This window comes from Streptomyces sp. NPDC107538, from assembly GCF_055657445.1.
Window position 1 is genome coordinate 594,078 of sequence record NZ_JBVKAY010000001.1, and the last position, 13,569, is coordinate 607,646.

At 75.8% G+C, this 13,569-nt stretch carries 5 protein-coding genes; all 5 read right to left on the minus strand.

Annotation, left to right across the window (positions count from 1 at the left end; genetic code table 11):
* Positions 1–42: 42 nt before the first annotated feature.
* A complete protein-coding gene (locus ACZ7MG_RS02640) occupies positions 43–1,998 on the minus strand; it encodes a hypothetical protein (RefSeq protein WP_471385684.1) in 1,956 nt (651 codons plus the stop codon).
* On the minus strand, positions 1,995–6,131 hold the full coding sequence (locus ACZ7MG_RS02645; protein WP_471385682.1) for a vWA domain-containing protein: 4,137 nt from the start codon (positions 6,129–6,131) through the stop codon (positions 1,995–1,997). Before ACZ7MG_RS02645 ends, ACZ7MG_RS02640 begins: the two co-directional genes overlap by 4 nt.
* Complete coding sequence (locus tag ACZ7MG_RS02650) at positions 6,128–7,288, minus strand: ATP-binding protein (RefSeq protein WP_471385680.1); 1,161 nt, start codon at positions 7,286–7,288, stop codon at positions 6,128–6,130. Before ACZ7MG_RS02650 ends, ACZ7MG_RS02645 begins: the two co-directional genes overlap by 4 nt.
* 220 nt (positions 7,289–7,508) lie before the next feature.
* A complete protein-coding gene (locus ACZ7MG_RS02655) occupies positions 7,509–12,476 on the minus strand; it encodes a DNA-binding protein (RefSeq protein WP_471385678.1) in 4,968 nt (1,655 codons plus the stop codon).
* The gene (locus ACZ7MG_RS02660) at positions 12,473–13,339 is read right to left on the minus strand and encodes a DUF4132 domain-containing protein (RefSeq protein ID WP_471385677.1); all 867 of its coding nucleotides are present in this window, start codon (positions 13,337–13,339) and stop codon (positions 12,473–12,475) included. Before ACZ7MG_RS02660 ends, ACZ7MG_RS02655 begins: the two co-directional genes overlap by 4 nt.
* Positions 13,340–13,569: the final 230 nt, after the last annotated feature.

The window sequence follows — 13,569 nt, forward strand, 5'->3', positions numbered from 1 at the left end:
TGCGCGAGCCGGTCCGGCGCCCCGGGGAGTACCGCATGCTGATCAGGCGTCGGAGGAGTGCGACCCCCAGGTGGCCCGGACCAGCGCGCGTTCCGTGCCGGCCAGGTAGACCGCGGTGGCGAGCCAGGCGCGGGCGTAGCGGTCCGGGGCGGGGTCGGTGATGCGGCCGAAGACGTCGCGGGAGCGACGGTCGGCCTCCGCCGTGAGCGCGGCCGACAGATCGGCGGCCCCCCGGAACCCACTGCGCCGCAGCGCCGCGCCCCCGCCGTTCCGGTCGCCGTCGCGGGCCGGCTCGGCGACCGCGCGGCGGCCTCCGGAGACGGCGACCTCGACGAGCCGCCGCAGCCGCCACAACGGGGCCTCGGCGAGCGGATCGGCCGGGACCCCGGCCGGACCGTCCACGGCGGGCAGGGCGTCCGGCGGCGGGAAGTACGCGCCCTGGAGACGGTCGTAGCCCAGATCCGCGTGGCCCTGCCACTCGTCCGGCAGCCGCAGCGTCGCCTCGGTGTCCGGGACCGGACCGATCGCGAGCGGGCGGAGCGTGGCCGCGCGGTCGGGTTCGAGGCGGCCGAGCACCCGTAGCCGCAGACCGGGCCGGGCGGCCAGCTGACGGAAGTTGGCGGTGTGCGCGAGGTCGGGGTGGCCGTTGGCCGGGGTCAGGCGGACGAGGAGGCCCTCGCCGTCCGGTTCCCCGGAGCGGGACACCTCACGGGCGAGCAGTTGGTCGCCCGCCGCGCCGACCAGGACCAGATCGCAGCCGATCAGCCTGCGCGCCGCCTGCTCGGCCTGCTCCGGGTCCGCCCCCGGGGCGACCGAGAGCCGTTCGGCGGCCGCCTCCGCCAAGGGGCGGGCGAAGAGCGCGGCCAGCGGACCCGACGTCCAGGCGAGCCCGGCGAGCGGAGTCGCCCGGACCCCCTTGCCGGAGCCGAGCCGGCCGTCCGGGGAGAGCGTGGCCCCGGAGATCAGCAGCCCGCCACGGGAGAGCCCCGCGTGGTCCAGGGTGCCGGAACCGAGCGCGACGGGGGCCTTGGCGGCACCCCGGGCGCGGGCCGGGCCTCCCGGCTTGACGTCGGCGAGCGAGAACCACTCCCCGTCGTCGGAGACGAGATGGGTGACGACCCCGCCGTAACCGGTGGCCGAGATCACCGGCTCCCGGCACACCCCGTGCACCCGCAGACCGCCGCCCGGCCGGTACGCGCGCCGGGCGGTGCCGACGAGGGCCGGATCCGGGTTCGCCGCCGCCAACAGGCCGGTGGTGAGCAGCAGTTCGCGTACGTTGGCGACCAGGTCGGCGAGCCGGTGCCCGTCGCGCCGGGCCCGCGCCCCGCGCAGTCCGCGCACCACCCGCAGGGCCGCCGCCTCGGCGCGGTGCAGCCCGGCCAGCCGGGCGGTGTGCGCCGCCCGCAACAACTCCGCCTGCGGCACCGCCCCCGCCGCCGGGACGCCCGCGGCGAGCACGGCGGCGGTGGCCGCCCAGAGGGCGTTCGCGGCGGAGATCTGGGCGGGGGTGGGGGGTTGGGCGCCGCCGGTTCCACCGGTCTCGCTGGTGCTGACAACTTCGGTGTCCGCAGCTCGACTTGTGCCTTCGGGGGGTGCGGCGGCCTCACTGGAGCCCGGTGTGCCCGTTGCCGTCGCCGTGTCCGCTGCCGGTGAGCCGTCGGCCGATGGCTCCGGCTCCGCCTCGGCGGCGGTCGCGAGTGTGTCGGCGTCGGCCACCGGGCACGCGCTCAGCACGGCGGCGCGGTGCAGACAGCGGGGTGCGAGCAGACAACCGCACACCGCCCGCTCGGCGTCGGTGACCGCGCCCGAGGGTCCGGGCGTGAGCGTCACCTCGGCGTCCTCGCCGCACCGGACGCGCACGGTGTCGCCGTCGACCGTGACGGGCAGCGCCGCGTACGACTCGACCGCTGCGTCCAGCTTCTTGCGCAGCCGGGAGGTCAGACTCTCGACGGCGGCGGCCACCACATCGGGGGCCACCGGGGGCAGTTCGGCGTTCATCGGGTCTCTCCGCGGAGCCGGTCGCCCACCCAGCGGGCGAGGGCGAGGGGACTGAGGGCGGCGACCGGCATCCCGGCCGCGACGAGCTGCTGGGCGACGGGCACCGAGTAGCGCGGGGTGCCGGTGTCGTCCAGGGCGGCGCAGCCCATCAGATGGACCCCGGACCCGGCGAGGGCGCGGACCTCGCCGAGGAGACCGCCGAGCGGGTAGCCCTCCTCGAAGTCGCTCACCACGACCACGAGGGTCCGGCTCGGCACGGTCACCAGCGAACGGGCGTGCGCGAGCCCCGCCGCGATGTGCGTACCGCCGCCGACCTTCACCTCCAGGAGCAGCGACAGCGGATCGTCCACCCGGTCGGTCAGATCGATCACATCGGTCGAGAACGCCAGGAAGTGCGTCGACAGCGTGGGCACACCGCCCAGGACGGCCGCGGTCAGCGCCGACCAGATGACGGAGGCCTCCATCGACCCGGACACGTCGACGACCAGGATCAGCCGCCAGTCCGCCTCCTTGCGGGACCGAGTGCTGAACACCGGCCGCTCCGGTACGACCACGGTCCGGCCGTCCGCCGTACGGTGACTGCTCGCCAGGTTGGCCCGCAGGGTGCGCGGCAGGTCCAGCCGGCCGCCGGGGCGGCGGGTCGGGCGCGGGGTGGCCAGACCGGTGAGCGCGGGGCGCATCCGGGTGGCGAGTTCCTTGGACAGTTCGTCCACCAGCCGCCGTACCAGCGGGCGCAGCCTGGCCAGTTGCTGTTCGGGCATCCCTCCGGCGAGGTTCAGCACGGAGGTCAGCAGATCGACGGACGGGCGTACGGACTTGGGGTCCAGCTCGGCCAGTACGTCTCTACGGCCCTGGTCGGCGGCGCGTGCCAGCACCTCCTCGCGGACCTCCGCGCCGAACAGCGCGTCCAGTTCGTCGGCCCACTCACGGGCCGTCGGGAACGATGCCTCCTGGCCGCCGCCCTGCCCCTGGCCACCGCTGCCCCGGCCGAGGTCGTCGGCCCCCTCGCCCCGGCCGGTGCCGTACAGCTCGTCGAGCGCGTGCGCGTAACGACGGGCCCCCTGCGGCAACTTCTCGCTCTCCCGACCGAGCAGCAGGCGCCAGCGGTCGGTGGGGGCGAGGTGGAGCGGGGTGGGGGAGGGGGACGCGGGTGCGGGGGCTTCGGCGGCCTCGGGGGCCTTGCCGGGGTCGGTGGTCGCGGGCCCGGCTGTGGCTTCCGGCTCGGTGGTCTCGGGGTCGGTAGGCCCGGCGAGGGGTTGCGCCACCGGGGGGAGCCCTGGGGCGGTGTTCGAGCCGTCCGAGGTCTCGGGGAGCCCCGAGGTGCCCGCTCCGGTCCGCAGGCGCAGTGCGTCGAGCGCCGCCAGGCCCGCCGTGTCCGCCGCCGTCCAGAGGACGAGCAGCGCCGGTGAGGCGGTGAGGGACAGGTCGAGGCGGTCGCCGAGGCGTTCGGTGACCGTGCTGAGCAGCCGGTCGCGGCCCGCCGGGGTCAGGGTGTCGAAGCCGCCGCGCAGGGCGGGCAGCCGGTCCAGGAAACCCTGGTCGGTGAGCGTGTCGACACGGTCGAGCAGCGGGTCCAGCGCGGTCGGCGCGGACTGGAGCAGCGGGGCCGCCGCGCTGAGCAGGCCGGTGAGCCGACGGGCGAGCGCGAGGCGGCTGTCGGGCCCGGTGGCCGTGTCGATCCAGCCGGCCGCACGCGCCCCGAGGGTGTCGGCGCCGTCCAGGTCGAGCAGCACCCGGGCGGCCAGGGCGGCCCCCTGGACCAGCGGGGAGCCGGTGCGCGCCAGCGTGCCCAGGGCGTCGTCCATGCGCAGACCGAGGCGGTGTTCGCCGGCCCGCGAGGCGAGCGCGACGAGCGCGGCGGCGTCCTCCGGCTGGTCGCTGCCCGCGAGTCCGGGCAGTGCGCGGACGGCCGCCTCCAGCAGGTCGACGGCCAGTTCGGCGGCCGACCGCCTGCCCTCGGCCGTGGTGCCGGGCAGATGGCCCCGGCGCAACGCCTCCAACAGGTCCAGCGCTTCCAGCAGTTCGGGGAGCGTGGCCGCGGCGGGCAGCACGGCGGCGGCGTCGGCCAGCCGGTCGGCGACCAGCACGGGCAGATCGCAGCGGGCCGCCGCCCGCAGCCCGGCGAGCACCAGGGCACAGGTGGGCCCGCCGTCCGCCGACTCCCGGCGGAAGGTCTCCCGCAGGGTGCCCTCGGCCGCCAGGGCCGCGGTCACGCCTCGGATCCCGGCCAGGTCGAGCCGTACAGGGACCGCGGGCGTCCACGACAGCCGCCACCGGGTGGTGAGCGCCGTACCGTCGCCCGTGCCGGCCACCTCGACGGCCTCGCCGTAGCCCGCGCCGCACACCGCGAGGCGCTGGAGCAGGATCTCGCGGCGGCCGTCGAGGGCGGAACGGAGCGGGTCGAGCCGGAGTTCGCGCGAGGCCGGTTCGTCCGGGCCGGGCAGCCGCAACGCGGACAGCTCCGCCTCCACGGACGGGCCGAGACCGGAACGCGGGGTGCCCGGCGCGATCCGGCCCCGGTCGGTGCCGACGAGGACCACGTCGAGCGCGCGGGCCAGGGCCCGGCCCCGGCCGAGCGGCTCGCCCTGGCCCATCACGGTGGTCAGCGCCTCCAGGACCTCGCCCCGGCCGGGGGCCGCGAGCCCCCGGATACTGGCCAGGTCGCCCGCCATCCGCAGGGTCTCCGTGGCCTCACCGGTGCCCGCGGTGTGCCCGGCCGCGCGCAGTTCCCGGCACACGTCGGTGATCGCCCGCGCGGCGGCGCCGTACAGCAGCCCGGGGTCGCCCCCGGCCGTGAACACCGCCTGTTGCCAGCGCGGGTCCCGGATGCCCGCCGGGTACCCGGAACGGGAGTCCAGCAGATCGAAGGCGTACGGGACGAGCGAGGTGACGACCGGCGGCCGCTCCCCGACGAGACCCGCTCCCCGGGCCCCGGCCACGGAGCCGCCGCCCGCACGCGGAGCCGACACGGTGCTGCCCACGCCGGACGACTCCGTGCCGCCCGAACCATCCGAACCACCCGAGCGGCCCGAACCATCCGAACCACCCGAGCGGCCCGAAACACCCGAACCGCCCGCGCCGGCCGAGTCGTTGCCCACGCCGGTCACGCCGGTCACGCCGGTCACGCCGGTGATGGCGGTCACGTCGGTCGCGCCGGATACGCCAATCGCGCCGGTCACGCCGGCAACGTCCGTCAGCGCCGGGGCGTGGAACGCGCCGATCACGGCCGCGACCCGGCGTCCGCCCGTCGCCGCGCGGGCGATCGTGTCCCGCATGTGCGCCTCACGGGCCAGGTCCACCGACGGCACCCCGCCCGCCGACTCGGCGTCGCGCCGCAACGCCCACCCCACCCCCAGCGCCGCCCGCCGGATGGCCTCGGGCGCACAGCCGGGAGCGAGTACCTCCACACACCGGTCCCACAGATCGTCACCGTCCCGCCCGGACCCGGCGGCGGTGAGCGCCGCCGCGAAGGCCGTGGGCGCGGCGACGGCGGTGCCTTCGGCGGCCACGCTTCGGGTCTCCACGACTGGGCCGGAGCCGTCCCCGCCCGCTGCCGCGCGGTCGGTCGTCGTGGCGCCCGAGGGATGCGAGTCCGCCGACGCGAGGCCGGCGCCCGGCGCCGCCGACGCGCCGCCCGTGTCCGGGGGTGTCCCAGGACTGCCCGTACCGGCCCCCGAGCGGTTCGCGGTGTCCCCCGGCCCCCTTCGGCCCGCCATGTCCCCGTCCCCGTCCGCTCCCGGCCGGTCCACGCTCACCCCCGCCCGGGGCAGCGTCCACGCCGGGTCCGACATCGGCAGGTCGCAGCAGATCACCTCCACACCCCGCTCCCGGGCCCAGCGGAGGGCGGCGAGTTCGGGGGAGAAGTCGGCGAAGGGGTAGAAGCCGAGTCGGCCCCCCTCGCTCGCCCCGGCGAGGGCGACCGGCGCGAGGGTGCCCGGGGCGGCGAGGTGGGGCAGCCAGTGCTGGAAGTCGGCCGGCAGCTCCACGCAGACGACATCCGCGCCGGAGGCGTCCAGCAGGGCGGGTACGGCCGCGGCCAGGGCCGGGCTGTGGTGCCGTACCCCCAGCAGATACGGCGCCGCCGAGTCGGCGAGCGCCGTGACGGCCGCCCGCGGTTCCTGAGTGGTCGTCACCGAAGGTTCTCCCGCAGGTCCCAGAGGCGGCGCCACATCGCCGAGCCGTCCTCGGCGCGCCGGCGCACCGGACCGTCCCAGTAGCCGAGCAGCCGGGCGTGGTCGGCCGGGTCGTCCTTGCGGACCACGCCCAGCAGGTGCCCGGGGACCAGGTCGAGCGCGTCCCCGCCCGGCAGATACGCGGCGGCCACCCCGAGGGAGGCGGCCACCTGCACGGCCTCGGCGGTGGACATCACCGTGCCGGGCCGCTCCACGTCCCAGCCCTCGGCGGAGCGCCCCTCGCGCAGATCACGGAAGACGGTCACCAGTACGTCGAGCACCGCGTCGTCCACCCCGAACGCCGCGCCCGCCCGCTGCACGGCCGCCTCCGCCTGCCGCCGGACCAGGGCCGTCTCGGCGTCGACGTCCGCGATCGGGTGCACGGTCTCGAAGTTGAAGCGGCGCTTGAGCGCGGCCGACATCTCCGAGACGCCCCGGTCGCGCAGGTTGGCCGTGGCGATGACGGTGAACCCGGGCACGGCCGGGACCTGGGCGTCGTCCGTGCCGGACAGCTCGGGCACGCTCACCCGGCGGTCGGACAGGATCGACACCAGGGCGTCCTGCACCTCGGGCAGACAACGGGTGATCTCCTCCACCCGCGCCACCCGGCCGGAGCGCATCGCGCCGAGCACCGGGGAGTCGACCAGCGCCTGCGGGGTCGGGCCCTGGGCCAGCAGCAGCGCGTAGTTCCAGCCGTAGCGGAAGGCGTCCTCGGTGGTGCCCGCGGTGCCCTGCACGGTGAGCGCGCTGGTGCCGCACACGGCGGCCGCCAGCAGCTCGGAGAGCATCGACTTGGCCGTACCGGGCTCGCCGACGAGCAGCAGCCCGCGCTCACCGGCGAGGGTGACCACGCACCGCTCCACCAGGGCCCGTTCGCCGACGAACTTGGGGGCGATCACCAGTTTGTCGGGCAGCGTCTCGTGCGGCTTGGCCAGCTTCAGGGTCTCGCCGCCGCTGCCGCAGACGAAGGTGACCACGGAACGCGGGGTCAGCCGCCAGCCGGGCGGGCGGGGGCCCTCGTCATGGGCGGCGAGGAAGGCGAGTTCGGTGGCGTGGCGCTCCTCGGCGGGCAGGGTCTGCCGGGCCGGAAGAGCCGTCGCCGTATCGGTCGCGGTCATGAATGTCCTTGCTGAATAGGTCAGTTGATCGGTCGGTAGATCGGTAGATCGGTAGGTCCGTAGGTCTGTCGGCCGTTCTTGGCAGCCGCAGCCGCAGCCGCAGCCGCAGCCGCAGCCGCAGCCGGAGCCGGAGCCGGAGCCGGAGCCGGAGTTGCAGCCGCAGCCGAGGCCCGGGGCCGGGGGCGCCCGTCGCGGGGCGCCCCCTTGTTCCCCCGGCTGCTCAGCGGCGGCGCCCCCGCCGCACCTTCAGCTCCTCGAACCGGGGCGTGTCGCCGTCCTGGATCCGCTGCCACGCCCTGCGGTACAGCGCGGCGGGCGGTTCGGCCGGCACGATCACGCCGAACGTGGCGTGCTCGTCGGTCATCAGCGCGTCGTACAGCGGCAGCTTCCACCGCTCCAGCGGCAGCCGCGGCGCCTTCGGGTCGAGCCAGGCGCCGGGCAGGAACAGCGAACGCCCGGCCCGGGTGCGGCTGGCCTCCACCACCAGCTCGCCCGCGGCCAGTTCGGCACGGGCCGCCTTGAGCCGGGCCGGCTTCCACCCGGTCCAGCGGGCCGTCATCCGGTCCGTCGGGTCGGGCATGGCGAGCAGCATCAGATACAGCGTGGCGGCGTCCTCACCGAGGCCGTACTCCTTCGCCACCTCCGTCACCAGCTCGGGCACGGAACGGCTCGGGTCCTGCGGCCACCAGGTGCCGTCCTTGTCGCGCTCGCCCGCCACCGGGTCGCCCGGATCGGCGAGGAGATCCCCGTACGGCGTGGAGCGGGCCAGGCGCAGGGCCACCTCGGCGGCGTAGGGCCGCTGGTCGTCGATGCGCAGGGCCGGCAGATACGGGTCCTCGCCGGCCTCGTCGAGCAGCGCGACCCGGATGCCCGGCGCCGGCTGGTCGTCCTGGGTGGCCAGGACCACCGCGCCGTACCGCTCGTAGCCCTCGCCGACCTCGGTCGGGGTGCCCGCGGTCTTCCGGAACGCGGGGAGCCCGATGTACCGCCCGAGGTCCAGCACCAGCCCCGGGTGGGCCAGCCGCTCGCGTACGGCGGTGAGCGCGGTCGGCAGCCCGGACCGGAGCGGGTCGCCGGCGGGCAGCCGGTGGGCGAGCCAGGCGGCGAGGCCGACCGAGCCGACCAGCGTGTCCGCGGTGAAGCCGACCGCGTCGTCGCCGACGGGCTTGACCCGGTCGCCGTCGACCGCCCACTCCAGGTCCCGGTGGAGCCGGGGCTCGTCCGCCGGGAAGAGCAGCGCGGGCAGGGCGCTCCGCAGGCCCCACGCGGAATGCTTGACCGCGCGAGAGGCGTCGGCGAGCAGCTCCTCGGGGATCGACCTCCGCCTGCCCACCTTGCTGTTCCAGACCTCCGCCGCAGCGGCCACGTCCGGGCCGTCGGTCCACAGCCGGGCGGGGTCGGCGGGCAGCAGCGCGCCCACCACGGCGGCGCGGATCCCGCCGTCGACACCGCGCAGTTCGTCCTTGGCGACGGCGGCCGGCGCGAGCTTGACGCCGATGGCGTTGCGGGTCTCGGTGGTCAGGAACGAGCGCTCGTACGTGTCGACCTGCGGCAGTCCGGCCACGATCAGCCGGGCCGTCGTCTCCGTGACCCCGGTGAGCCGGGCGAACTCCGCGGCGGCCTCCGGGAACCAGGGCGCCGGGCCGCGCTCGGCCGGCTCCGCGAGGAACGCGTCGAGCAGCGCCGCCCGCCCCTCCCCGCCCGGCGTGGAGGACGCGACGAGCGTGTACGGCTCGGGTGTCTCGAACCGCTGGGCCGGGTCGTGGAAGAGCCCGGTGAACGTGCAGCCCTCGTTCTCGTCCGGGTAGGTGCGCTCCATGAGGGCGACGAAGGCGCCGCCGCCCAGCGGCAGCAGTCCGTGCCACTCGCCGTCGCGCCACTCGCCCGACGGGGCGCGCAACTGCGCGGCGGGAAGCTTCAGGACCACCTTGCGCCACCGCTCGGACTGGGCACCGACCCCCAGCCCCAGGGTCCGGAACCGGTCGAGCAGGGTGCGCAGCGCCTCCCGGTGCTCCTCCGTGGTGGTGCCGGCCGCCGCCCGGAAGGCGATGGCCGCCGCGCGGTCGGCCAGCGACACCAGATCCAGTTCCCCGGTCGGCAGCTGCGGCCCGTCGAGGTGCAGCCGTACGGTCCGCTCCTCCGGTACGGCGGTGTCCGGGAGCAGTCCGGCGGCCCGGGTCATCGCGCGCAGGGCGCGGAAGAGGGCGTCTCCCTCGTCCTTGCGGTTCCAGTAGCGATACCGCTCCGGGACACCGAGACCGCTCAGCGCGTCCTGGAGCACGGAATCGGCGGGACCGGCCGGTCCCTCCGGCTCCTCCACACCCTGGTCGAGCGCCCGGGTGAGCCGGGCGGACGCCTCGTCGAGGACGGCCTGCTGGGCGGCTGCGTGCCGTACGACGCCGGCGATGCCCGCGACGAGCGCGTCGTCCGTGACCGGCAGGATCGCCCGGATCTCCTGGAGCAGCGCGGCCCGGTCGCCCTTGCCCTCCGCTTCCTTCTTGATCTCCTGGGCCGCCGCCGACAGCAGGGCCGCCGTCGTGTCCTGGTCGACGCGGCGCAGAGCGGCGGAACCCTTGGGGTCGCGGGCCGTCATGCACTCCCAGAACTGCACCGGCGGCAGCAGCAGCGTGCCCTCACCGAAGACGCCCGGGGTGCGGTCGATCTTCGCGGTGGAGGTGACGACGCCGTCCGTGTCGACGATCTCCATCTGCCAGCCGTTGCGGACGACGGCACGCGCCCGGTCGTCCCCGGGGAACACCAGCAGCGCGGCCGGCGTGCCCCGCTCGGCGGGCAGGGTGACGGTGTGTCCGGCCAGGTCCTCGGTGCGCCGGGAACCGTCGGGCAACTGGATCGTACGGATACCGAGCACGCCGTCCACGGGCGCGGAGGCCGGCGCGTGGCCGAGGGTCGGGGAGGGGCCGAGCCAGCCGCTTTCGTAGGTGCTGCCCTCGGGGGCGTCGTGCAGCGCGTCGGCGAGGAAGGCGGGCATGCTCATCCGGCCGCGCTTGTTCGTCACCGGGTCGTACTCGTAGAGCCCGTGGGTGTCCCGCTCGCCCTCCGCGTGCCACACCCAGTACGAGGCGCCGTCGAACAGCAGCCACTGCTCGTCGGGGATCGTGGTGTCACCGGGGTGCAGCACGCCCGCGCCGGTGGCCCGGCCGCCGCCCGGCAGGGCCACGGTCGTCCGGAGGTTGCCCCGGTACCAGTCCATCTGCGTGCTCCGGGTGCCGCCCGGGCCCTCCATGGTCTGCGGCTGGTCGGCGCGGGTGTGCCAGTAGCCGCGCAGGCCGCCGCCGCGGGAGCGCCAGTAGACGAGCAGTTCGCCGTCCACGTGGTGGAAGCCGGGGTCGCCCCACTTGTCGTCCGCCGGGATACGCAGGTCGTGGGTGAGGAGGGTGCCGTCCGCGCCGATCACCCGGGCCTGGGCCTCGCCCGCCACGACGAGGTGCGGCCAGGCGTCGGCGACGACGATGTCCTCGACGTCCTTCTTCGGGACGAGGGTGGCGGTCGCGTCCTCCCAGGCGGGCCAGCCCAGTTCGTCGAAGAGCCCGGCGCGCAGGGTGCGGCGCAGCACCGGCGCCAGATCGGTGGCGACGGCCGCGCGGACCTCGTCCTCGGCGAGCGCCAGCGCCTCGGCGGGCAGCCACTTCAGCCGGCCGAGCGCCTCGGGCAGCTGCGGTAGACCCACGGCGGCGAACCGCCGGACGACCCCGCGCACCCACTCCGCCAGCAACGGGCGCCCGCCCGGCGACGCGGCCAGCGCCCGGATCGCCCGCAGCCCGTCGGTGTCCCTGCTGAACCGGTCCGCGCCGCGCCGGAACGCCTCGTGGAACCGGGCGTCGGCGGACAGCGACAGCAACTCGCGATGCCCCTCGCCCCGGGCCCACTGCTCCAGCGGCAGCGCCGTGTTCCGGACCGGGGCGGCCACCGGCACGTCCAGGGACAGCAGCAGGTCCATCAGATCGATGTCGTGTGTCACCGACAACTCGCGTCCGGCCGTGGTCAGTTCGGCACGCAACACCTCCACCGCGCGCTCCACCAGCGGGTACAGCTCCGGCATCCGAGTGGCGCTGTTCCAGGATCGCGCACGCTCCCGGAACCTCAGGAACCGCTCCAGCCAGCCCGCCGTACCGTCGTGCGGACGCTGCTCCGCGGGCAGCGCGGAGTCCCACAGCCCCGCCGTGGCACCGCAGGCCTCCAGCATGTCCAGCCACATCGCGGGCATGTCGTCGTCGTAGGACGAGGGAAGCGTGTCCAGCAGGATGCCGCGCACCTTCGGCTCACGCTTCGCGAGCGCCACCAGCGCCGAACGGTGGCCCTTCCACCAGCCGGCCGCCGCGCGCAGCGTGGACGGCAGGGCCAGCAGCTCGGCCAGATAGTCCTGTTCGGTGCGGTCCGCGTCCCGGCCGGCGGCGCGGGCCAGCCTGCGCAGGTCGCCCGCCATCTGCGCCGACGGCGGCAGACCGCCCGCCGTGCGACGCAGGCACAGCTTGGTGAAGCGCCGCAGCGCCTCCTCGGCCGGGACCCGCGCGGCCAGTTCCTTCGCGTACGCCGACAGCACCTTCACCGGGAGCGCGCCGGCCAGCGCGAACTCCAGGAACACGGCGTCGAGCCGCTCCTCCTCGACGACCAGCCCGTGCTCCGCCTCGGCCTTGCGGGCGCGGGTGAACAACTGGGCCGCGTAGGTGGCGTTCTCCTCGGCGATGAACACCCGCCCCGCCTGCTCGAAGAAGGTCGGCAGGAAGTGCGGCACCGATGCCGCCAGCCGCAGGCCCAGCTCCAGATAGGCGTCCATCGCCGCCTTCGGCTTGGACTTCACCTGCCGGGCCGCCTTCTCCAGGTCCGGCACGATCCCCAGCGCGTGGTGCCCGTCCGCCGGGTGGTGCACCAGCACCCACTCGGGGAAGCCCAGCGACTGCCGCAGCCCCAGCCCCACGACCTCCGGCTCCGCGTCCTGCTCCAGACCGAGGAACCCGGCGGCCAGATCCTCCGCCGCGCCCAGTTCCCCGGCGACCAGCCGCACCACCACCCGGTCGTCCAGGCCCGGATGACGGTACGTCCGCGCGGTCAGCGGCACCGCCCGCTCCCCGGCCCCCTCGATGTCCGGCGGCAGCACCCCGCCCGCCGCCAGCAGTTCCCCGTACGACACCTCGGTCCCCCCGCTCGACACGTCAGTCCCCCCGCTCATGCGTCCTTGCCCTCCTCGATCACACGCCCCGCGTACAGCGCCGCCGCCATCCGCATCCCCTCCGACCAGGCCACCGGGCCCACCTCGCCCAGCGGCAGGGCGCGGCCGTCCGCGTTCTGCCAGGTGAGGGTGCCGGTCTCCACCTCGTCGTCGTAGTACGGCTCCCCGATCCACACGGAGGCCTCGACGGTGCGCTCGCCGTCCCGGATCCGGGCGGTGGCGTACCCGCCGGAGACGCGGTACCCCAGCGAGGTGGCGCGGGCGGCGAGCGCGAAGCGGGAGCGGTACTGGCCGCCGGAGAACTCCCGTACCTGGGTGGCCTTGGCCGCGAGGTCGTCCGGCCGCCGCCAGGTCGCCCGGTGTATCTGCTCGACGCGCTGGACGATGCCCAGTTCGGCCGCGAACTCCCGGATGTCGTCCAGGTCCGGCAGCAGCACGGGGTGCGGCAGGGTCACCGTACGCGGGGAGAGGCGGACCGTCTCACCGTCGAGGTTGACGATCCGCAGCTCGCCGGAGTCGGTGGCGCCGCGCAGGAAGCCCACCTCGTCCGGGTCGTCGCCGACCACGGCGAGGTCGCGCAGCGCGGTCTGCCAGGCCTCGTCCGGCCACACCCGGGCCAGCAGGCCGGTGGGCACGGGCAGTGACGACACCATCCAGGTGTCCACCTGGGTGACGCACGCCGTCGCGTGCCGATCCAGCCATTCGGCGAACCGGCGCAGCCGGTCCACCTCCGGGTGGTCCTTCAGCGCCTTCGGCAGCGACTTCAACTGCCGTCCCGCCGCCCGGCCCGAGGTGGCCCGTGCGGCCACCCGCCCCTCCACAAGAGCGACTTCGTACCCGTCGCCCGCCGACAGCCAACCCACGAACCCCAGCCCTCCGCGTCAATTCCACCAGAAGAAAGCACAGTTCAGCCGGGGGATCCCGGCCCAGGTGCGATCATGTGCGGAACGCTAGCGGCAGCCACTGACAATCGGTCCGGGTACCTCCCCGCGCACCCCCGCGACGCACCGGAGAACCCCGGCGGCGAGCGGGCACGCGAGAGAAGACCCCTCCGGCGTCCGCCAAGCCAATCGAAGCGGGAACGCCGGCGCAT